This window comes from Bradyrhizobium diazoefficiens, from assembly GCF_016616885.1.
Taxonomy (GTDB): domain Bacteria; phylum Pseudomonadota; class Alphaproteobacteria; order Rhizobiales; family Xanthobacteraceae; genus Bradyrhizobium; species Bradyrhizobium diazoefficiens_F.
In genome coordinates this window covers 3223159-3242932 of the sequence record NZ_CP067102.1, presented here as the reverse complement: position 1 = coordinate 3242932, position 19774 = coordinate 3223159, and the positions used below count along the sequence as shown (strand labels likewise).

Sequence of the window (19774 nt, the reverse complement as noted above, 5' to 3'; positions counted from 1 at the left end):
ACCCCTCTTATTTCAACGGCATCATCTGGTGCATGACACCGATGAAGTAATCGAGGTAAGTGCCCATCATCGCCGTGAGCACCACGGCCAGCACCATGAAGCCCGCGAAGATCGATAGCGGCACGCCGACGAAATAGACCTGCATCTGCGGCATCAGCCGCGCCAGCACGCCAAGCCCGATATTGAAGACGAGGCCGAACACCAGGAACGGCCCCGACAGCTGCAAGCCGAGCAGGAACGCCGCGGAGAAGGCCCGCGTGGCGAGCGAGGCGACGTCGCCGCTCGATACGGTCTCGCCCGGCGCGAATATCGAGTAGCTGTCGTTCAATGCCGCGATCACCAGATGGTGGCTGTCGGTGGCGAACAGCAGCGTGACACCCAGCATGGTCAGGAAATTGCCGACCAGAACGCCCTGCTGCCCTTGCGTCGGATCGACCGAGGTGACGAAGCCTAGTCCCATCTGCTGCGCGATCACGGCGCCTGCGACCTGAAGCGCCGACAGCGTCACGCGCGCGGTCGCGCCCAGCACGATGCCGATCACGATCTCATGCAGCATCAGCACCAGCATCGGCGCCAGCGAGCCCATGTCGACCTGATAGGCGTTGCGATGCAGCGGCAGGATGATCAGCGTCAGAACAAGCGCGATCGACAGCTTCACCCGCGTCGGGATGTTGGTCTCGCCGAGCCCCGGCAGCAGCATCACCATCGCGCCGATCCGGGCGAAGGCGAGCATGAAGGCCGCGGCAAGCGCCGGCAGCAACGAGACGTCGATGCGCATGGTGGGCGCATAGTGCCTCAGCCGCCGATGATTCGCGACGAGATCCGCAGCATGTGGGAATGGAGGGCGTCGGCCATGAACGGCAGCGCCAGCAGCATCGTGGCAAAGATGGCCAGGATCTTCGGCACGTAGACCAGCGTCTGCTCCTGGATCTGCGTCAGCGCCTGGAACAGCGACACGATCACGCCGACCACGAGCCCGACCACCATCAGCGGCGAGGACACGATGACGATGGTCCAGATCGCATCGCGGGCGACGTCGAGGGTCTCGGGTCCGGTCATTGCAAGCTTCCTTTGTTCATTTCCTCGCCTCCCCACCGCCATCCCAGGCGACACGAAGGCCTACCCCCCCGTCATTGCGAGCGAAGCGAAGCAATCCAGGCTGCCGCCCGCGGAAGGATTCTGGATTGCTTCGCTTCGCTCGCAATGACGGTGGGACGAGCACCGAAATCAGATCGGCATCTTCATGATGTCTTCGTACGCCGCGATCACGCGGTCGCGGACCGAGACCAGCGTGGACACGGCAACGTCAGTGTCGGCGACCGCCGTCACCACATCCATGACGTTGGCCTTGCCGGAGGCCATCGCAACGGTCTGCGCGTCCGATTTGCGGCCGGATTCCATGACGCTGCCAACGGCGTCTTTCAGCAGCGAGGCAAAGGACTGCCCGCTCGCCTCGCTGCCCTTGCCGGCACCGGTGTTTTCCAGCACGCGGGCAAGGTTGGCATAAGCATTGGCCGCGATTGTCGGTGTTGCCATGGCTTAGTTGTCCTGTTCAGCTCTTGAGGATGTCGAGCGTGCGCTGGATCATCCGGCGCGTTGCACTGATGATGTTGACATTGGCCTCGTAGGACCGCTGCGCATCGCGCATGTCGGTCATCTCGACCACCGAATTCACGTTGGGATATTTGACGTTGCCGGTGGCATCCGCCGCCGGACTGCTCGGCTCGTATTTGACGCGGAAGTTGGACTGGTCGGGCTTGATCTTGCCGAGCGTGACGACCTGCGCATCGAGCGTGCGATCGAGCGCCGAGGAGAACGTCGGCACCTTGCGCCGATAGGGATCGCCGCCTGAGGTCGACGCAGTCGAATCCGCATTCGCGATGTTTTCCGAGATCACCCGCATCCGCCCGGCCTGCGCCCGCAACCCGGAGGTCGCGATCGCCATCGAGCGGGCAAAGTCGCTGCTGTCATTCGCCATGATTTACCTCCAGCTCTAGCCCTTGCCGATCGCGGTCTTCAGAAGATGCAGGCTCTTCGAATAGAGCGAGGTGACCGCCGCATAATCCATCTGGTTGTTGGCGGACTTCATCATCTCCTCTTCGAGATTGACGGCGTTGCCCGCAGGACGGGTCTCGAAGCCCGCATTCCTGTTCTGGTCGAAGCTCGAGGCCGCGCCCGATGGCGTCATGTGCGAGGTGCTGGTGACGGCCATGGCCAGCGGCCCCATCGAGCCCGCGGGCGCGCCGGTCTTGTCGAATTTCGGCTCGACCAGCTCGCGCGGCCGGAAATTGGGGGTGTCGGAATTGGAGACGTTCTCGGACAGGACGCGCTGGCGTTCCTGGTGCCACTGCATCTTGGTGCGAAGCGCCGACAGCACCGGAAGATCGTTGATGGACATCGTTGCGGCTCCTTGCGCCTCTTGCGGACCCTGAGGTCCGAAGCTAGGCAGAATTTGCCGCGTGTATGGTTAACAGGTGGTTAAGGCGCGGCGGATGCGTGTTTCCGATTGAGACAAGCCATGCTTCCCCCGTGATTTGACCCATTCCAAAAGCCGCATTAACCCAACCGCTTGGCGCCCCCTGCAGAGGCCAAGAAGTCATTTTGGATCGGGCGATTCATGGGTTATTAAGAGTTGGGGACGGCAAAACTTGCCGCGGGACGTTAAAAGATCGCAGTTTTTGGGGCATCGCACGCCGGTGGTCGGCGCATCCGACCATAGGCACGAGAGAAGCGCCATTTGCCGGGGACAGGTATGAACGGTAGCCCTATCACTTTCATCGTCGCGTTCATCGTCGTGCTGGCGTTGATCGGCGTCGCGGCGTGGCTGGTCCGCCGATTCGCGACCACCCGGCTCGGCGCCAACACCCAGCGCGGCAGGATGCCCCGGCTCGCCGTGATCGACGCGGCCGCAGTCGATGGACGCCGGCGCCTGGTGCTGGTGCGGCGTGACAATGTCGAACATCTCCTGATGATCGGCGGCCCGACCGACATCGTCGTCGAGCCGAATATCGTGCGCGCCGCAGCCGGCCGCGACCAGATTCCGCAGCGTCCCAGCGTAGCCGAGCCGCCGCGCCTCGCCCCGATGCCCGATGCCGGCAGCTGGGCCGACGAAGCGCCGCGCCCCGAAGTGCTCGATCATCCCGAGCCGCAGATGCCCGAGCCGCCGCCGCAGCCGGCACGTCCGTCCTTCGCCGACGAAGTCCGCCGGCCGGCGCCCGCTCTGACTGAGCGCCGCGGCGAACCGGCGCTTGGCGGTTTTTCGCCCGACCCGATGCCGCCGCGCGTTGCGCGCAGCGAGCCGCCGCTGATGCCGCGCCCGCCGCGTCAGAGCGAGCCGGTGAAGGTGCCGCCGGTGCGTGCCGAGCGCGCGGCCGCGCCGCCGCCACCGCCTCCGCCGCCCGTGCCGCAGGCTCCGCCCGTTCCGCCGCCGGCGGCTAGCGCCGCGCCGTCGAGTGCCGAGCAAAATCTCGCCGAGATGGCCCAGCGCCTCGAGGCGGCGCTCCGTCGTCCCGGCGGCGAGACCATCGCCCCGCCGGTTGCCCCGGATCCGCCCGCGCCGCCGCCGCGCGCTGCCCGCGCCGAGCCGCCGTCCCCTCCTCCGGCGCCGCCGGCCAGGCCGGCTCCGGAAAAGACCAGCTTTGAAAATCTCGAAGACGAGATGGCCTCGCTGCTCGGCCGTCCGAAGCCGTCTTCGTGAGGCTGCCGTCATTCCCGCGTAGAGTTCTTGTTCCTTCTGTTCTGATCGCCGCGGCCTTGCTCGCCACCCCTGCGCATGCGCAGGATATCAGCATCAATCTCGGTGGCCAGGGCGGCGGTGGCGTCACCGAGCGCGCGATCCAGCTGATCGCGCTGCTCACGGTGCTGTCGATCGCACCGTCGATCCTGATCATGATGACGTCGTTCACGCGCATCGTGGTCGTGCTGTCGCTGCTGCGCACCGCGATGGGCACGGCGACCGCGCCGCCCAACTCGGTGATCCTGGCGCTGGCGATGTTCCTCACCTTCTTCGTGATGGGACCGGTGCTGCAGAAATCCTACGACGACGGCATCCGCCCGCTCGTCGCCAACCAGATCGGCGTCGAGGACGCGCTGCAGCGCGCCGCCGTCCCCTTGCGCGGCTTCATGCAGAAGAACGTGCGCGAGAAAGACCTGAAGCTGTTTCTCGATCTCTCCGGCGAGCCGCCGCCGGCGACACCCGACGAGCTCGCGCTGCGCATCCTCGTCCCCGCCTTCATGATCTCCGAGCTGAAGCGCGCCTTCGAGATCGGCTTCCTGCTGTTCCTCCCCTTCCTGATCATCGACCTCGTCGTCGCCTCGGTGCTGATGTCGATGGGCATGATGATGCTGCCGCCCGCGACGATCTCGCTACCTTTCAAGCTGATCTTCTTCGTGCTGGTCGACGGCTGGTCGCTGGTGGCGGGAAGTCTGGTGCAGAGTTACGGGGGGTAGTGGCGGCGACTTCCGCTGTCATCGCCGGGCTTCGGTCGAGAGGCCAGCAGCAGGGGTCCTACCGCGTCATCTTGATCTGCCGCACGACGGGGATCGTCGGTAGCGAGCCGGTATGATCGGTCTCGTCCTTGGCCTGCGGAGCGGCGGGTGCGCGCGCAGTGGCATCGGGGAAGCGCTGCTTCATCTCGCGGAGGAAGCCGTCGAGCGTGTCGACGCTTGCGGCAAGTTTCGCAATCTCGGCGAATTCGGCGCTGGACGCCGCGGCCGGCTTGCTGGCGATGTCGAAGGCGAGCCGGTCGGCGCTCTCGCTCATCAGGGGGGCGTATTTCTCGCGGAAGCGCGACAGCCCGATCGAGTCGTCGGCGAGCGCATAGCCGACGGCGGCACGGATGATGTCGCTCTTCTCCACCGCGTTGAGCGGCTTGAAGTCGCGGAAGCGGTCGCCGTAATAGAGCTCGATCTGCTCGGCGGATTCGCGCCAGCGCCGCCCCGCCCAGAAGATGTCGGACCGCAGCCGCAGCACCTCGCGCCCACTGACGTTGGAAACGATGTCGAGCGCGAGGTCATGGCGGCCGACATCGCTCTGCGCGCGCGCCTCGAGCAGCAGGCGCTGCTGCCGCAACTCGCCGGAGAGGTCGCTGATGCGGCTTGCGCGCAGCGCCGTGATCGCCATGTCGGGCTTGCGGTTGGCGAGATAGATCATGGCAAGACGCGCGGCGACCTGCGCGCGCGCCGCGCCTTCGAGCCGGTGGTCGACCTGGTATTGCAGGAGCTCGGCGGCCTGGTCGAGCAGATCGATCGAGGCGAGACGATCGGCCAGGCGCCGGATCAGTTCGTCACCGCGTCGGCCGATCGGCGTCAGCTCGCGGAACTCGTAGAACATCCCGAGCGCCTCGACCGGCGGCAGCTCATCGCCCTTCGGCCCGAGGAAGATCTGCGTGAACAGGTCCGACGCCAGATCCTGCGCCTGGCGCGAGGCTTCCGCGTTCGGCTGCAGCCTGGTCGCGGTGCGCGCCGCGGTGAGCGCGTCGCGATAGCGTCCGTTCTCGGAATAAAGCTGCGACAGCATCTGCAGCGTCTTGACCTCGATCGCGTCGCCGCGCCAGGTCATCGACAGCGTCTCGAGCTCCTTCAGCGCGTCTTCCTTGCTGATCTCGTCACGCTTCTGCCGCAGCGCGACCTGGAGCTGCTTGGCTTCGGCGGCGGCCGGCCGGTCGTTCGAGGCGGCGGCGAATTTGTAGTCGTCGAGCGCGTCCTTGTCGTGGCCGAGCGCCTCGGCGAGCCGGCCGTGCAGCACGGCAAAGCCGGGCCCGGCCTCTGGCGACACGCCGACCACCTCGATCTCGCCGCGGCGCTTGGAAGCGCCGGCATAGTCCTTCACCTCGAGCGAGGCGCGCATCGCATCCATCGTCACGATGCGCTGGATGTCGAGCGGCAGCGAGGCGATGGCGAATTCGACATTCTTGAATTTTTCGCGGGCGTCCGCCCATTTGCCCTGGCGCGCATAGGCGAGCGCCTTCCAGAGCTGGGAATCGTGACTGTTGCCGATCACGGGATTGGCGAGATCCTTCAGGCCCTGTGCCGGCCGCCCGATCAGGATGCTCGCGATGGCGTGGATAATCAGCGCACTGCTCTCCTCCTTGTTGAGGGGATCGCTCAGCATCAATTCGGTCACGGACTTGGCTTCGTGATACATCGCGCGCGACATGTAGAACTGGGCGAGATCGAGCCGCGGCAGCGAACGCTGCGCCGGCTCGACGGCCGAGATCGCCGTGATCAGATCGCTCTGGCGGGTCCAGAAATCTTCCGCCTGGCCCTTGCGCCAGCCCTCGGGATTGAAGACCGGCCGCACCGCCGTCGGTGCGCGCTCCGCCGAGACGTCGACCGGCGACAGCGTCAGGCCACTCTTCTTGCCGAGAATGACCTTGTCCGATCCGACCTCGACGCCGACCTCGTCCGAGTTCGGCCGGATCGCGATGCCATGGGCGGATTCCAGCAGCGAGAGATCGACGAGATCCTGCCGCTTGATGAAGCCGCGGACCGGCCGCTGCGCGGTGACGACATAGAGCATGTCGCCGGCATCGGGGTCGGTGAGCTTGTGCAGCAGGCCTGGATTGGCAAAAGGAATGGCGATGTTGGCGAGCGCGGGATCGGTGATGTTGCGCGACATCATCAGCGGCAACGGCGTTGCCTGGATCTTGTCGGCGAGCGTCAACAGCCAGTTGGTCTCCTTGCCGACCTCCTCGCTGGTCAGCGAGTAGACCAGCGGACGGGTGAGACGGATGCGCACCGCCTGCCCCTTCGCGAGCGGCATGCGGCTGACCTCGCCGATCATCGCGCCGCCTCGGGCGCGGATCGCCTCGACGTCAATCGGCTTTGGCGTGTCGAACACCAGCCACACCGTGTCGCCGCGGCGGAACGCGGCGGCCGGCGTTGCAACAGGAATCGGGAACGTCACGCGCAGGCCGTCGCTGTCGCGACGCGCATCGACGCTGGCCGCCGCGGGCGGTGGCGAAGCTTGGGCCTCGACGGGCGCAGGCTTGATCGCCTCCCTGGGCGCTTCCTTGACCGGCTCCTTCGCGGCTTCCTTCACGGCCTCGTTGACAGCTTCGGTTACCACCGGCTTCGCAGGAACAGCCGGCGCGGCGGCTTCCATTGCGGGCGGCACAGGCTTGGGCGCTTCCGTGACGTGCGGAGCTTCGGTCGAGGTGATCGCCGGTGCCGGCTTTGGCGCCTCGGCGGGCGGCATCGCAGCGGGCGCTTCCGGCTTCGCCTCCGATTTCACCTCGGGCTTGACCTCGATCTTGGCTTCGCGCGCGATCGTCTCCGAGGTCGGCGGCTTGATCTCGCCATGAGCGTCATTCGGCTTCGCGGCCGCCGGCTTTTCAGCGGCCGGCCCATGACCGCCGGCTTCGGCTTTCGCGATCGCGGCTTCGGGCGTCGCCGCCATCTTGCCCTTGTCGGGCTGGAAGGCGATGTCGACGACGTAGTTCTTGTCGTCGCGGAAGGAGTGCACGTCGGAATCGCCGATCAGCGCGATCTCGATGCTGGTCTGGTCGATATCGGACTTCTGCTTGATCGAGGCGACGTTCGGCGGTGCGGCGACGACGGCATCCGCGAGGTCGAAGCTGAGATTGGCGTTGAAGGCGAGCGTCAGCTTCTGCTCGTTGAGCACGGAGGAGACGCCGACGCCGTCGGGCATCTCGAACACGAAGCGCACGAAGGTCGGCTGCATCGAGGCGCGCACGCGGATCGGCGGACGCTTCTTGCCTTCGGCCGCGGCGCGCTGGGCGCGTAGTGCGCGCTCGGCGGCGCGCGCGCGCTCGGCGAGTTCCTTGACCACCTCCTGAGGCAGGCTCGGTGGCGGCCCCTTCCAGCCTTCCGGCATCAGATCGACGAAGGTACGCTCGCCGGCATTCATGGTGTTGACGGTGACGCGCCGCGCCAGCGACAGCCGGATAGCGCTGCCGTCGGGATCGCGCCGGGCAGAGTTGACGTAGTCGGGCGCGCCTTCCGGCACGCGTTCGACGGGAACGTCGACGGGACGGTCGAAGCGGATGATGAGAATGGAGCCGGCGGTCGTCACCTCGGAGGGAACGTCCTCGCCGAGCTTGATGACGAGACGGGCAAAGCCGCCACCGGCCGAAAAACTCGCCTCGCCCCGGACCGCATCAGCGGCACGCGCGGGCGCTCCAAGGCTGATCAGGAGGCAGGCTGCCAGCACGTGCGCTTTCCGGACATGGCGCGACAGCCCCAGCGCCGAAGCGCGGGCTCGCGACACAATTCCAGCGGCAGCCTCTCGCGCCATTGGCAATTCTTCCAGCTCGACGGGTCCACGCCGGCACTGGTGCCGGCCCATGCCTTCGAATGTAGGTTTTGCCAATTAAGGACTTCTTAAGTATGAGTCCTCAATTCGGCTTTTGCGTCGGCTTGCCGTCGATCTTGGGAAGATCGCCGGCGGAAGCAGCCTGATCCCCGCCCCCATTGGCGCGGCGCGCCATCTCGACCGTCAGCCGCTCGGCAGCTTCGGACGACATCAATCCGAGGATGTCGGACATCTTGCGCGGAGCGATCGCCGAGGCGATCTCGATCAGCACGCCCATTTCCAGCCGGTCGAACACCCGCGCGGCGTCCTTGGGCTTCATGCCCTCATACATGGTCACGAGGCCCTTCAAGCGCTGGGCCTCCGCGGCCTTCTGCTCGGCCTGAGTCGCGGTGATGCGGGATTCCACCGCCTTCATCTCCTCGACCTTGTTCTCGATGCGCTTCTCGGCCGACTTCAAAAGGCTCTCGCGGATATCGATCTCGCGCTGGCGGGACTCGATCTCCTGGCGGCGCGCCTGCAGCCGTTCCAGGATCGCGCGCTCCGAGGCCGAAACCTGCGGCTGAGCCTCGTCCATCTTGACCGGGGTGCCCTCGGGCTTGGTCTCGGGCGCGGCCGGCTTCGGCGCTTCCTTCGGCGCGCCATGCGTCGAGCCGGTGATGTCAGGGTCCTCGCCCCCGGGAAAATTCAAATTCTCCTGCGCCCAGGACTTCTTCACTTGCTTCGGCTGGTAGTCGAAGACATAGCCGCCATTGATCACGAGCCCCGCCACTTTCAGTGTGGCGAGACCTGCGACCGCAACCAGGACGACCGGAATGACGCGGATGTTACGAAAGGACTTCATACCCTGACTTTATGCAGCAAGGCCGTTGGACCTTCGGCGCTCGGAGAAGGCTTCGGCGGCGGCTGCCACCGCCTTCGCCGGAGACGGCTTGGCCGCGGGCGCGGTCGCCATGTCCGGATTCGTGACGGGGCGCGCCGCGATCGCGATCTTGGAGAGGCGACGCACCACGTTATCGGCCTCGCCGAGCTGCTTGTGGAGCTGGTCGGACATCTGCGTGGCGGCGGCAAGCTGGCTGCCGAGATTCTCGTTGACGTCGCGCACCGCGAGCTTGAGCCCGCCGATCGCGCGCTCGGCGATCTCGGTCGCGGTGATGAGCTCGCCGATCACAGCCTTCAGCGAATGCTCGTCCGCCTTCAGCCGCGTCAGCCGCTTGTTGAGCAGGATGCAGTAGCCGATCGTGAGCATCAGCAGGATAGCCACCAGCGTCTCGATCGCCATTCCCAGGGAGTGGTTCATGGGGCCTCCATTAGCTTGTTCTGTTCGTCCACCTTCTCGAACATCGCAAGTGTCGTACTTGGCTTGCGCAGGGGTTTCGTCACGCGGATCGCAACGCGCTCCCCGACCCGGCCCATGCGTCCTTCGGTGATCGTGACGTCGCCGCAGCGCACGGTGACATTGGCATCGGCGCGCATGTCCAGCGGCAGCGTGTCGCCGACCTTCAGCCGCATCAGCTGCTTGAGCGGAATGTCGGCCTCGTAGAGCACGGCGTCGACGGAAATCTCGGCCTGCACGATCTCGGTGGCGAAATGGCCTTCCCAGATCGGGTCGCGGCCGAACTTCTCGCCCATGAACATCTGGAGCAGGACGGCCCGGATCGGTTCGATGGTCGCGTAAGGCAACAGCAGTTCGATGTTACCGCCGCGATCTTCCATGTCGATGCGCAGGCGCACCAGGATCGCGGCGTTGGCGGGACGGCTGATCGCGGCGAAGCGCGGATTGGTCTCGAGCCGGTCGATCGTGAAGGTTACCGGCGACAGCGGCCGGAACGCCTGCTCGGCGTCCGCCAGCACCACCTCGACCAGGCGCTTGACCAGCTCGGTCTCGATCGTGGTGTAGGGCCGCCCCTCGATGCGGAGCTGGCTCGAACCGCGGCGGCCACCGAGCAGCACGTCGATCATCGAGTAGATCAGACTGGAATCGACCGTCGCCATGCCGAAATTGTCCCACTCCTCGGCCTTGAAGACCGAGAGCACGGCAGGCAGCGGGATCGAGTTCATGTAGTCGCCGAAGCGCACCGAGGTGATGCGGTCGAGCGAGACTTCGACGTTGTCGGAGGTGAAATTGCGCAAGGACGTCGTCAGCAACCGCACTAGGCGGTCGAAGACGATTTCGAGCATCGGCAGACGCTCGTAGGAGACCATCGCCGAATCGATGATCGCGCGGATGCCGGAATGGTCGTCGAGCGTGACGTCGCCGACGGTGAAGCCGAGGAGATTGTCGATCTCCTCCTGCGACAGCACCCGCTCGCCGGAGTTCTTGCCGTTGCCGAGATCGCGGCTGCCATCCTCGACCATGGCCGCCCATTGCAGGGCCATGGTCTCCGATAGTTCGTTTTCGGCAGCAGCCTTCGCGGCCTCCGCGGGATCCTCGGAATCGAGCGACGCCTCCCATTGGGCGGCAATCGCATCCTGGTCCATCTGCTCGTTGCCGGCCATGACGCTAGCCCGTCCCCTTCCGCAGCATCCTCACTGGAGCACGACTTCCTTGAACAGCACCGCGCTGACCTGCACCGGCGCGACCGCGGCGTTGACGCGCTTGGTCAGCTCTTCCTTGAGGCGGAAGACGCCGGCGGAGCCGTTGAGGTCGGAGGAGCGGAGCTCGCGCACATAGGTCTGGAAGATGTCGGTCACGCGCGGCATCGTCGGCTTGATCGCCTCGACCTGCTTCTCTTCCTTCAGCTCGAGCACGATCTTGAGCTTGAGATATTGCACGCGTTCGCCGGGCGCGCCGGCGAGGTTGACCATCATGTCGGGCACTTCGACGAAGACCGGCGGCTTCGGCGGGGGCGCCGCCTCGGCATGGTGCTCGTCTTCGCCATGGCGGAAGAACAGGAACCAGGTTGCGGCGCCGCCGCCGAGCACGACCAGCGCGCCGACAATGATCAGGATCAGCTTGAACTTGCTTTTGGGGGCAGCGGCTTCCGCGCCTTCGGCGGTTGCGCCGCCTTCCGCTTCATTCTCTGCCATGATCGTCCGGGCTCGCTCATCTCAAAATGGGTCGAAAGAGCGAAGCCTCCTGGCAGACAGTGACGCGATACAAATGCCCCAGCGCAAAGCGCTCCTCTTACAAGCAAACGCTACGGTAATAATGGTTAACGGAATCTTTCGATTGGGCCTCCGCTAGGAAAAATCTGCCGGGCAAACATGGCTAACAGAACCTTTCTGCCCCCCACCCGCGCCGCCGGAAAATAGCCAACCCATTGTATTTGCGCATTATTTCAAGTTGGCACGGCTTTCGCTGAGAAAGGGGCGAGACCGAACGGTTTGGGAGAACCCGACGGCCTCGTTCACGGATCGGCCAGGGCGCTTGGGAGAGCGAAATGGCAGATCTCATGCAGGGGAGATTGACCGATGCAGAATGCGCTTCTGATCGGCTTGTCACGGCAGATGACGTTGGAACGGCAGATGGATGTCATCGCCAACAACGTCGCCAATGCCAACACCAACGGCTTCAAGGCCGACCATTCGCTGTTCGAGGAGTACCTCAACTCGAACGCACATGAGGACAATTTCGTCGGCTCCGACCGCCGGGTCTCCTATGTGCAGGACCGCGGCACCTACCGTGACGTCGGCCAGGGGCCGATGGAGGCGACCAACAACCCGCTCGACATGGCGATCAGCGGCAACGCGTTTTTCGCGGTGCAGGCCAATGGCGCCGAGCGTTACACCCGCGACGGCAAGTTCGCGCTGAGCAGCACCGGCCAGCTCATGACCTCCGATGGCAATCTCGTGCTCGGCACCGGCGGCCCGATCGTGTTCCAGCCGACCGACCATGACATCAACGTCGCCGCCGACGGCACCGTCACGGTGCTCGAAGGCACGGCCAAGACCGACTCGATCCGCGGCAAGATCCGCATGGTGTCGTTCGACGATCCGGCCAAGCTGACCAAGCTCGGCGCCAATCTCTATAGCGCCGGCTCCGCCAACCAGCAGACCGACTCCAAGTCCACCCTGCAGCAGGGCTACATCGAGAAGTCGAACGTGAATTCGGTCGGCGAGATGAGCCGCATGGTCGAGGTCATGCGCAGCTACACCGCGATCGCCAACCTGCTCCAGCAGCAGAGCGACCTCCACAAATCGGCGATCGAAAAGCTCGCCGACGTTCCGGCCTGACGAGGGGACCACTGACATGCAAGCGCTCCACACCGCTGCGACCGGAATGGCGGCACAGGAACTCAACGTTCAGGTGATCTCCAACAACATCGCCAACCTGCGCACCACCGGCTTCAAGAAGCAGACCGCGGCGTTCCAGGACCTGATCTACGAACACGTCCGCCGCGTCGGCGCGCAGGCCTCGGACCAAGGCACCATCCTGCCGGTCGGCGTCGACATCGGCGGCGGTGTCAAGACCGTCGGCACCCCCCGCAGCATGACGCAGGGCACGCTGTCGCAGACCGGCAACGACCTCGATCTCGCGATGTCCGGCGAAGGCTTCTTCAAGATCCTGATGCCTGACGGCACCTACCAGTACACCCGCGACGGCACGTTCCAGATGGACAACCAGGGCCGCGTCGTCACGGCGCAGGGCAACCCGGTGCAGCCGACCATCACGATCCCGAACAACGCCTCGGGCATCACCGTCAACGAGCAGGGCCAGGTGTCGGTGACGCTGCCGGGCTCGTCGAGCAACACCATTCTCGGCCAGATCGGCGTGACCCGTTTCATCAACAAGGCGGGCCTGCAGCCGGTCGGCAGCAACCAGTTCACCGAGACGACGTCGTCCGGCGCGCCGCAGGACGGCACCGCGAACTCCGAAGGCTACGGCAAGATCACCCAAGGCAGCCTCGAACAGGCCAATGTCGACGTCGTCTCGGAGATGAGCGACCTGATCGCCGCGCAGCGCGCCTACGAGATGAACGCCAAGGTGATCAGCGCCGCAGACCAGATGATGCAATCGACCACGGCGCTGTTCCGCTGAGGTGATGATCATGATCCGCACCACGCTCATCACCCTCTCCGCCCTGCTCGTGCTGGCGCTGCCGGCGCAGGCCGCCGACGACGGCATCGCGGCGCTGACGCTGCGCGCCAGCGTCACCGTCAGTTCGGATGTGGTTCGGGTCGGCGACCTCATCGACAATGCCGGCTCGGCCGCGCTGATCCCGGTCTATCGCTCGCCCGACCTCGGCACCACCGGCGCGCTGCCGGTCGCCCAGGTCCTGAGCGTGCTCCGGGCCAAGCAGGTGATCGGCGTGATGACCGGCGATATTAGGGAAGTCCAGGTCACGCGGCTGGCCCGCACCCTTGCCAACAAGGATCTCGAAAACGCGGTCGCCGCCGCGCTCGAGCGCCGCTTCGGCCTTGGCGGCGCCGCCAACATCGCCGTGACCTTCGACCGCGGCGTTTCCGACATGCGGCTCGATGCCTCCAACTCCGGCGCGCTGCAGCCGGTCGCGACGCGCTACGACGCCCGCAGCGGCCGCTTCGACCTCGCCTTCGAGATCAGCAACGACAGCAACGCCGCGCCGACCAAGCTGCGGTTGACCGGCACTGCGATCGAGACCGTGGAGGTCGCCGTCCTGACCCGCGACGTCGAACGCACCGAGACGCTGAAATCTTCGGACGTCGCGCAGGAGCGACGGCCGAAGGCCGACGTGACCGGTGAGCCTGCGCTGCGCGACCGCGCCGTCGGCATGCAGCTGCGCCGGCCGATGCGCGCCGGCACGCCGATCCGCGCCGCCGACATCGCCAAGCCCGAATTCGTAACGCGCGACCAGAGCGTCACCGTCATCTACCAGGTCCCGGGGATCTATCTCACCACCCGCGGCAAGGCGATCGAGAGCGGCGCCGAGGGCGACACCGTCAGCGTCCTCAATTTGCAGACCAAGCGTACGCTGAGCGGCGTCGTCACCGCCCGCGGCCAGGTGACCGTGCAGGGCGCCAGCCAGTCCGCGCCGATGCCGGCTGCCGTCGAGCAGACCTCCTCGCTCAGGCGTGACGAAGCGCCCGCCCCCGTCGACACCGATGCCCTCGTCCGGAACCTGGTCCAGGCCCCCGCGTCGCCGGCCCAGATCGCACAAGCCCAGATCCCGCAAGCTCGCGTCTCGCAAGCTCAGGCAAAGTAAGAGTAAGTCATGTCCTCGTTCAGTTCGGCTTCCCGTCTTCGTCGCATTGCGATCTCTGCCCTGCTGCTCGCCACTTGCGCGCTCGCAAGCGGCTGCTCCTCGATCGACCGCCTGTCGCAGATCGGCGAGCAACCGAAATTGTCGGCGATCGACAATCCGACGACGCAGCCCGGCTACAAGCCGGTGCAGATGCCGATGCCGAAGCCGGAAGTCGCCTCCTACAATCCGAACTCGCTGTGGCGCAACGGCAGCCGCGCCTTCTTCAAGGATCAGCGCGCCCACCAGGTCGGCGACCTCCTGACGGTGGCCGTCAACATCACCGACAAGGCCAATATCGAGAACGACACCCAGCGCAGTCGCACCAACAAGGAAGATTCAGGCATTACCGACTTCATCGGGGCGAAGACCATCACGCAGGCGAACAAGATTCTGCCCGGCCGCATTCTGACCGCCGACTCCACCGCCTCCAGCGAAGGCAAGGGCAGCGTCGACCGCAAGGAAGCCTTGCAGACCAACGTCGCCGCGGTCGTGACGCAGGTGCTGCCGAACGGCAATCTCGTGGTCGAAGGCAAGCAGGAGATCCGCGTCAACTACGAGATCCGCGAACTGATCGTCGCCGGCATCGTTCGCCCCGAGGACATCCAGAGCGACAACACCATCGATTCCACCAAGATCGCGCAGGCCCGCATCGCCTATGGCGGCCGCGGCCAGATCATGGACGTGCAGCAGCCGCGCTACGGCCAGCAAGTCATGGACGTGCTGCTGCCCTTCTAAGTCTCTCCCGAGCTCCCACATCGTGTTCGCGAACCTAGGCGCGAACGACGATGTACGACGCGGCCCTCGCTAGCTCCCCTGGCGAGGGCCGCATGTATTTTGGGCGATGGTGTGACCTTACGCTCCGTCATTGCGAGCGTTGCGAAGCAATCCAGAAATGCATCCGCCGAGAGACTCTGGATTGCTTCGTCGCAAGAGCTCCTCGCAATGACGTTGGAGAGAGCGTCCACTCCTCACGCCGCATCCGCGACAGCCCGTATCTCCAGATGCACGCCGGTCTCCTTCTGAAGCGCGTGGATCACCGCCATCAGGTTGGCCATCGTTGGATTTCCGCCCGGCCCGAACATCCGCATCAAGCTCTTCTGCGGGCGATCGAGCACCTCGCTCAGCCGCTCGAAACCGATGGTCGCGTTGATGTAGGTCCGGAGCGCGGTGCGGCAATAGTCGGCGTCGTCTTGCAACAGGGACTGCATCGCCTCCTGAAACAGTGCCTCGCGAAAGGCGGGATCGCGCTCCGCCCGGGCGCGAATGGTTTGTTGAAAACTATGGGTCAACGGCATCGGCTCATCCCTTCTTCCGCTTTCGTGCCTTGTAGTCGCGCCACCGGCGAAGCGCGACACTGATGTCGCTCTGCTGCCTCTGCTTGGTGCCCGATCGACTTCACGTTCGAGGTATTTCCATCGGCGAGCCGTCCAATTGCAACGGAGACAGCCGCGGCTGCCTGCGCGTCAAGCCCATCATGCCACTCGCGAAAGGGGCTGCGATCATCGGTGCTGTATTCCGCGATCTTGACCTTTGGTACCATATTCGTTACCAATTTTCAATTTCAGAATTTTCGGATTAATGAAATTCTTGTTGACACGATCCGACCGTTCCATTATGTTCCCGTTATGTTCTATTCCACAAGAGGGCGTGTGCCAGCCGGCGCCCGGCCTTCCCTGCGCCTTCTTGATCTTCAGGAGGGTGAGACGATTGCAAAACTCGGGCGGAGATGCCGCGAGGATGCGAAGGTATGTCTGCGAATGCGATGTAGATTGAAAGAACGAAGTCGCGCCGCAACCTACGTCGATGACGGCGGAGGGTGCCGCGGCGCCCTCACGTAAACTCCGCCTCCACCACGCCCAGCCCGTCGAGCTCCATCCGCACCTTGTCGCCGGCTTTCAGCCACAGTGTCTTGACCAGGCTTCCGGTCAGCACGAGCTGCCCCGCATGCAAACCCTTGCCGTCGGCGGCGAGGTGGTTGGCGAGCCAGGCGAGAGCGTTGTGGGGATGGCCGAGCACGTCGGCGCCGGTGCCGTGGCTGACCTCCTCGCCGTTGACGAGGGCGCGGCCCTTGACCGCCTTCAGGTCCGGCACCGCCGAGCGCGGAACGGAGGCGCCGAGCACGCAACCGGCTGCAAAGAAATCATCCGCGATCAACGTCGGCGCGCCCATCGTCTGCCATTTCACGTAGCGGTCGTCGACAATCTCGATCGCGGGATGATAGGCCTCGATCGCTTCGCCGACCCATTCGGCGGTGAACGGCGCCTCGCCGGCGGCGAGGTTGCGCTGCAGGCGCACGGCGATCTCGCACTCGACGCCGACCCGGACATAGTCGGAGGCGGCGAGCTTGACGCCGCTGTCATGCACGCCCTTCTGGAACACGCCGCCGCCGCAGGGGTGCGGGATGCCGATGTACTCCTGCATCACCTGGCTGGTGCAGCCGATCTTGTAGCCGACCAGCGGCCCGACATTCTTCAATAGAAGGTCATGCAGCGCGCGCTGGACCTGATAGCCCTCGGCTTCGTCATCAGGCGGAACCTCGAGTGCCGCAAGCGGTGCATGGTTGCGGCGCGCCAGCGCGATCGCCTTTGCGGCTTCGAGAATTTTGTCCATCGGCGCCGCCTCCCACGCATCACAATCGAGGGCGGCAGTGGAGCATCCCTGCTCGGGCCTGACAAGCGCGGTTGGTTCTTAGGCCTTGACCAGGCCGAGCCGGATCAGGCTCTCGGCCGTGGCGAGGATCGCCTCATCGTTGGAACGGGGCTGCCAGCCGAGTTGCGACCTCGCCTTGGCGCTGGTGGAATGCCTGACGCGGCCGAGCATCGGCACGACCGCCTGCAGGCGGGGAATCCGGCGCGCGGCAAGCCGCACCAGCCAATCCGGGGCCTGGAGCCGCGGAACCCGGCGCGCTTTTGGTCCCAGTTCCCGCCGCAGCACCCTGCCGATGTCGAGGATCGACAGCGTCTCGCCGGACACGGCGATGAAGCGCTCGCCTTTGGCTTCCGACGCGGTCATCGCCCGCAAATGCAGATCGGCGACGTCGCGCACGTCGACCACGCCGCCGGCATGGCGCCGTCGAGCAGCGATTTGACGATCTCGATCGAGCCGGAGAAATCCGGCCCCAGCACCGGGCCAAAAATGCCGGCGGGGTTGATCACCGACAATTCGAGCCCGCCGCCCTCGCGCGCGACGAAATCCCAGGCCGCACGCTCGGCCAGCGTCTTGGACTTGATATACGGCTGCACGTCGCTGCCCGCGAGATTGGTCCACTCGGTCTCGTCGAACGGCCGGTCCCGCGGCGGATGGCCGTAGCCGATCGCGCCCAGCGACGAGGTGATGACGACCCGCCGGACGCCGGCGTCCCGGGCCGCACGCAACACCCGCAGCGTACCGTCGCGGGCAGGCACAATCATCTCGTTCTCGTCCTTGGGCACACTGGTCGACAGCGGCGAGGCGACGTGGAGCACGTAGTCGCAGCCCGTCACCGCCGCCTGCCAGCCCTCGTCTGCCGTGAGGTCCGCGGTGAAGAAGGACAGATTCTCCGGCGAACCCGCCCCACCCTCGCGCAGCATGTCCAGCACATCGGCTTGCCGCTCCGGCCGCCGCACCGTCGTTCGCACCGCATGACCGGCGGCCAGAAGCTGCAGGACGACATGGATGCCGACAAAGCCGGATCCGCCGGTGACCAGAACAGTGCTCATTGCCAAATTCCCCTCATGCCGGGTGCGCAAATTGGTTCCGCCATCCTGCTCCAGGCCGCATCTGGTCACTATCTCCCAAGGGAACAAGTAGAATGGATTTCGAGACCGGTATGGAAAACCTGACCAGCGTTTGCGACGGCGACTGCGATTGCAGCCCGGACCCCGCCCTGCTCGCCGATTTCAAGCGCGCCATCCACGCGCTCGGCGGCAAATGGAAATTGGAGATCCTGTTCGCGCTGATGAACGGCGCGGTTCGTTTCGGCGCGTTGCGGCGGTCGATCGGCGGCATCACCCAGCACATGCTGACCACGCAGCTGCGCGAGCTCGAGCAGGACGGGCTGGTGTCGCGCACCGCCTTCGCGGAGAAGCCGTTGCGGGTCGAGTACGAGCTGACGGATGCGGCTTACGGCCTGCTGCCGGCGTTTAAGGAAATATTGAGCTGGTCCAGGCGTTATGGAGAGGCGCGCCTTGCAGCGTCACTTGAAGCCCGATTGCAGCGAAACTTGATGCTGCTTGATCAGTCCCTCAGCATCCGAGCCGATCTCGTTGATGCGACTCGCAAATCCTCCCGCACCTGAAGTGAAGGCTGTTTCTCATGTGAACTCACGTGAGCTTGCAGGAATCGACTCTACCTCATTGATCCCGAGTCATTTTTCGCGATCGCGACGGCACCACGACATGACCAAACCGAAGCTGCTCGCCTCAGGCGTAGCCAAGCGCCATCCGGATTGCAATTTCGACCGGCGAGTAGTCACCGTCTGCGCGATCCAGCCGATAGGGCTCGGCCGGAGGAAGGTCGGGCTGTGCCATGAAGCGTGGTGTCCGTCCGCGGTGCTTTTGCGCAGCGTGCACCAGGAAAGGATGGCACAGATAGACCGTGCCCGCCTTACCCGTCGCAAGGGCGATCTCGCAATCGGCTCCCATGTCATCCAGCACCATTCGCGCACGACCCGCCTCGCCCGCCGGCGCGAGATAGCGCGCCATTGGCATGTGCGAGCCGCTCCTGATCCGCGTCGGCGCGTCGTGCTCGCCAACATCGGAGAACAGGAACAACATCAGCAGCGCGCGGCCGCGCGAGACGATGTTGGCTCGCCACGCCGAATAGTCGTGCTGCTCGTTGGGGTCGCAGTCCTTACCGGGGAAGCTGAGGTCGATATGCCAGCCGGCATCGCCGGGATCGTCCGGATGCGGGAAGCGCACCGGAAAGGTGCCGCCGATGTCCTTGCGCGCCCGCCAACGGCCGGCGCCGACCAGCTGGTCGAACGCGCGATGCAGCACCGGCATGTTGGCGATCTCTCGAAATGGCGGACCGCCATAGCCGGACAGCCGGATCACGGGGCGCGTCCAGGTCGATGGATCGTGCTCGCTGCACGGCAGATCGCGCCACAGGATGGCTCGGCCCTGCTCGGCGAGTTCGCGGGGAAAGGCGTTGTCGATCCGGACAAAGCCCTGTTCGATGAATTGCTGGATTTGCGCAGGCTCAAGCGCACGCGTGTCATCTCGATCGGCCATGATTGTCTCTCAAGCTGTCGCCAGCCATCATCGGCCCGCGTCATGCGGAACCCGGCCGGCTCATTTCGGTTCACTGGAGTTCCGGCAGGCGCAGCCTGCGCGGTCGATCAGCGCTTCCGGCTGGAAGC

19 protein-coding genes and 2 pseudogenes are annotated in these 19774 nt (G+C 65.3%); 7 read left to right on the top strand and 14 right to left on the bottom strand.

From position 1 onward, the window contains the following. Positions 1-7: 7 nt before the first annotated feature. The 5 genes from fliR to flgB form a co-directional block, all read right to left on the bottom strand. Complete coding sequence (gene fliR, locus JJC00_RS14740) at positions 8-778, bottom strand: flagellar biosynthetic protein FliR (protein ID WP_200473262.1); 771 nt, start codon at positions 776-778, stop codon at positions 8-10. A 17-nt stretch (positions 779-795) separates the two neighbouring features. Continuing rightward, positions 796-1059: a flagellar biosynthesis protein FliQ gene (gene fliQ, locus JJC00_RS14735; protein ID WP_027534765.1), complete on the bottom strand. Its 264-nt coding sequence runs from the start codon at positions 1057-1059 to the stop codon at positions 796-798. 168 nt (positions 1060-1227) lie between these two features. Further along, the gene (fliE, locus tag JJC00_RS14730) at positions 1228-1536 is read right to left on the bottom strand and encodes a flagellar hook-basal body complex protein FliE (RefSeq protein ID WP_200473261.1); all 309 of its coding nucleotides are present in this window, start codon (positions 1534-1536) and stop codon (positions 1228-1230) included. Positions 1537-1552: 16 nt separating this feature from the next. Next, positions 1553-1978 carry a flagellar basal body rod protein FlgC gene (gene flgC, locus JJC00_RS14725; RefSeq protein WP_200473260.1) on the bottom strand — a complete coding sequence of 142 codons (426 nt, stop codon included), beginning with the start codon at positions 1976-1978 and terminating at the stop codon, positions 1553-1555. A 15-nt stretch (positions 1979-1993) separates the two neighbouring features. Next, the gene (gene flgB, locus JJC00_RS14720; protein WP_200473259.1) at positions 1994-2398 is read right to left on the bottom strand and encodes a flagellar basal body rod protein FlgB; all 405 of its coding nucleotides are present in this window, start codon (positions 2396-2398) and stop codon (positions 1994-1996) included. Between the two features lie 354 nt (positions 2399-2752). On the opposite strand from flgB, the gene JJC00_RS14715 reads away from it, so the two are divergent. Next, a complete protein-coding gene (locus JJC00_RS14715; RefSeq protein WP_200473258.1) occupies positions 2753-3697 on the top strand; it encodes a flagellar biosynthetic protein FliO in 945 nt (314 codons plus the stop codon). Beyond that, positions 3694-4449 (top strand): flagellar type III secretion system pore protein FliP, encoded by a 756-nt coding sequence (gene fliP, locus JJC00_RS14710; protein WP_200473257.1) that lies wholly within the window; start codon positions 3694-3696, stop codon positions 4447-4449. The genes JJC00_RS14715 and fliP overlap by 4 nt, the downstream gene beginning before the upstream one ends. 58 nt (positions 4450-4507) lie before the next feature. Here fliP and JJC00_RS14705 read toward each other — a convergent pair whose 3' ends face one another. The 5 genes from JJC00_RS14705 to fliL form a co-directional block, all read right to left on the bottom strand. Beyond that, complete coding sequence (locus JJC00_RS14705; protein ID WP_200474121.1) at positions 4508-8257, bottom strand: tetratricopeptide repeat protein; 3750 nt, start codon at positions 8255-8257, stop codon at positions 4508-4510. 100 nt (positions 8258-8357) lie between these two features. Beyond that, a complete protein-coding gene (locus JJC00_RS14700) occupies positions 8358-9116 on the bottom strand; it encodes a MotE family protein (protein ID WP_200473256.1) in 759 nt (252 codons plus the stop codon). Between the two features lie 9 nt (positions 9117-9125). Further along, positions 9126-9572, bottom strand: a complete 447-nt coding sequence (locus tag JJC00_RS14695) for a DUF6468 domain-containing protein (protein ID WP_200473255.1) — start codon at positions 9570-9572, stop codon at positions 9126-9128. Next, positions 9569-10771, bottom strand: coding sequence for a flagellar motor switch protein FliM (gene fliM, locus JJC00_RS14690; RefSeq protein ID WP_027534776.1), 1203 nt, complete (start codon positions 10769-10771; stop codon positions 9569-9571). Before fliM ends, JJC00_RS14695 begins: the two co-directional genes overlap by 4 nt. Positions 10772-10801: 30 nt before the next feature. Further along, the gene (gene fliL / locus JJC00_RS14685) at positions 10802-11302 is read right to left on the bottom strand and encodes a flagellar basal body-associated protein FliL (RefSeq protein WP_200473254.1); all 501 of its coding nucleotides are present in this window, start codon (positions 11300-11302) and stop codon (positions 10802-10804) included. 384 nt (positions 11303-11686) lie between these two features. On the opposite strand from fliL, the gene flgF reads away from it, so the two are divergent. The 4 genes from flgF to flgH are packed head-to-tail and all read left to right on the top strand — an operon-like array spanning position 11687 to position 15171. Next, positions 11687-12448: a flagellar basal-body rod protein FlgF gene (gene flgF / locus JJC00_RS14680; protein ID WP_200473253.1), complete on the top strand. Its 762-nt coding sequence runs from the start codon at positions 11687-11689 to the stop codon at positions 12446-12448. Between the two features lie 16 nt (positions 12449-12464). Next, positions 12465-13253, top strand: coding sequence for a flagellar basal-body rod protein FlgG (gene flgG, locus JJC00_RS14675; protein WP_027534779.1), 789 nt, complete (start codon positions 12465-12467; stop codon positions 13251-13253). A gap of 10 nt (positions 13254-13263) precedes the next feature. Beyond that, the gene (flgA, locus tag JJC00_RS14670) at positions 13264-14397 is read left to right on the top strand and encodes a flagellar basal body P-ring formation chaperone FlgA (RefSeq protein ID WP_200473252.1); all 1134 of its coding nucleotides are present in this window, start codon (positions 13264-13266) and stop codon (positions 14395-14397) included. A gap of 9 nt (positions 14398-14406) precedes the next feature. Continuing rightward, complete coding sequence (gene flgH / locus JJC00_RS14665) at positions 14407-15171, top strand: flagellar basal body L-ring protein FlgH (protein ID WP_200473251.1); 765 nt, start codon at positions 14407-14409, stop codon at positions 15169-15171. A 233-nt stretch (positions 15172-15404) separates the two neighbouring features. Here the strand turns inward: flgH and JJC00_RS14660 are convergent, their stop codons facing one another. The 3 genes and pseudogenes from JJC00_RS14660 to JJC00_RS14650 form a co-directional block, all read right to left on the bottom strand. After that, positions 15405-15731: a DNA-binding protein gene (locus tag JJC00_RS14660; protein ID WP_200473250.1), complete on the bottom strand. Its 327-nt coding sequence runs from the start codon at positions 15729-15731 to the stop codon at positions 15405-15407. Positions 15732-16266: 535 nt separating this feature from the next. After that, positions 16267-17046 carry a 2-keto-4-pentenoate hydratase gene (locus tag JJC00_RS14655; protein ID WP_200473249.1) on the bottom strand — a complete coding sequence of 260 codons (780 nt, stop codon included), beginning with the start codon at positions 17044-17046 and terminating at the stop codon, positions 16267-16269. A 78-nt stretch (positions 17047-17124) separates the two neighbouring features. Further along, a pseudogene (locus JJC00_RS14650) lies at positions 17125-18134 on the bottom strand (SDR family oxidoreductase). Positions 18135-18226: 92 nt separating this feature from the next. Between JJC00_RS14650 and JJC00_RS14645 the strand changes: the two are divergent. Next, positions 18227-18622 (top strand): annotated as a pseudogene (locus JJC00_RS14645) (winged helix-turn-helix transcriptional regulator); the annotation flags it as partial. A gap of 214 nt (positions 18623-18836) precedes the next feature. Here the strand turns inward: JJC00_RS14645 and JJC00_RS14640 are convergent. Then, the gene (locus JJC00_RS14640) at positions 18837-19646 is read right to left on the bottom strand and encodes a phytanoyl-CoA dioxygenase (protein ID WP_200473248.1); all 810 of its coding nucleotides are present in this window, start codon (positions 19644-19646) and stop codon (positions 18837-18839) included. Positions 19647-19774: the final 128 nt, after the last annotated feature.

What these genes read in the sequence shown, in the direction of transcription:
- fliE (WP_200473261.1), bottom strand. Translation starts at nt 1,536, where the DNA reads ATGGCAACACCGACAATCGCGGCCAATGCTTATGCCAACCTTGCCCGC.
- JJC00_RS14705 (WP_200474121.1), bottom strand. Translation starts at nt 8,257, where the DNA reads ATGGCGCGAGAGGCTGCCGCTGGAATTGTGTCGCGAGCCCGCGCTTCG.
- flgA (WP_200473252.1), top strand. Translation starts at nt 13,264, where the DNA reads ATGATCCGCACCACGCTCATCACCCTCTCCGCCCTGCTCGTGCTGGCG.
- JJC00_RS14655 (WP_200473249.1), bottom strand. Translation starts at nt 17,046, where the DNA reads ATGGACAAAATTCTCGAAGCCGCAAAGGCGATCGCGCTGGCGCGCCGC.
- flgH (WP_200473251.1), top strand. Translation starts at nt 14,407, where the DNA reads ATGTCCTCGTTCAGTTCGGCTTCCCGTCTTCGTCGCATTGCGATCTCT.
- flgB (WP_200473259.1), bottom strand. Translation starts at nt 2,398, where the DNA reads ATGTCCATCAACGATCTTCCGGTGCTGTCGGCGCTTCGCACCAAGATG.
- fliL (WP_200473254.1), bottom strand. Translation starts at nt 11,302, where the DNA reads ATGGCAGAGAATGAAGCGGAAGGCGGCGCAACCGCCGAAGGCGCGGAA.
- JJC00_RS14660 (WP_200473250.1), bottom strand. Translation starts at nt 15,731, where the DNA reads ATGCCGTTGACCCATAGTTTTCAACAAACCATTCGCGCCCGGGCGGAG.
- JJC00_RS14700 (WP_200473256.1), bottom strand. Translation starts at nt 9,116, where the DNA reads ATGAAGTCCTTTCGTAACATCCGCGTCATTCCGGTCGTCCTGGTTGCG.
- JJC00_RS14695 (WP_200473255.1), bottom strand. Translation starts at nt 9,572, where the DNA reads ATGAACCACTCCCTGGGAATGGCGATCGAGACGCTGGTGGCTATCCTG.
- fliR (WP_200473262.1), bottom strand. Translation starts at nt 778, where the DNA reads ATGCGCATCGACGTCTCGTTGCTGCCGGCGCTTGCCGCGGCCTTCATG.
- flgC (WP_200473260.1), bottom strand. Translation starts at nt 1,978, where the DNA reads ATGGCGAATGACAGCAGCGACTTTGCCCGCTCGATGGCGATCGCGACC.
- fliM (WP_027534776.1), bottom strand. Translation starts at nt 10,771, where the DNA reads ATGGCCGGCAACGAGCAGATGGACCAGGATGCGATTGCCGCCCAATGG.
- fliQ (WP_027534765.1), bottom strand. Translation starts at nt 1,059, where the DNA reads ATGACCGGACCCGAGACCCTCGACGTCGCCCGCGATGCGATCTGGACC.
- flgG (WP_027534779.1), top strand. Translation starts at nt 12,465, where the DNA reads ATGCAAGCGCTCCACACCGCTGCGACCGGAATGGCGGCACAGGAACTC.
- JJC00_RS14640 (WP_200473248.1), bottom strand. Translation starts at nt 19,646, where the DNA reads ATGGCCGATCGAGATGACACGCGTGCGCTTGAGCCTGCGCAAATCCAG.
- JJC00_RS14715 (WP_200473258.1), top strand. Translation starts at nt 2,753, where the DNA reads ATGAACGGTAGCCCTATCACTTTCATCGTCGCGTTCATCGTCGTGCTG.
- flgF (WP_200473253.1), top strand. Translation starts at nt 11,687, where the DNA reads ATGCAGAATGCGCTTCTGATCGGCTTGTCACGGCAGATGACGTTGGAA.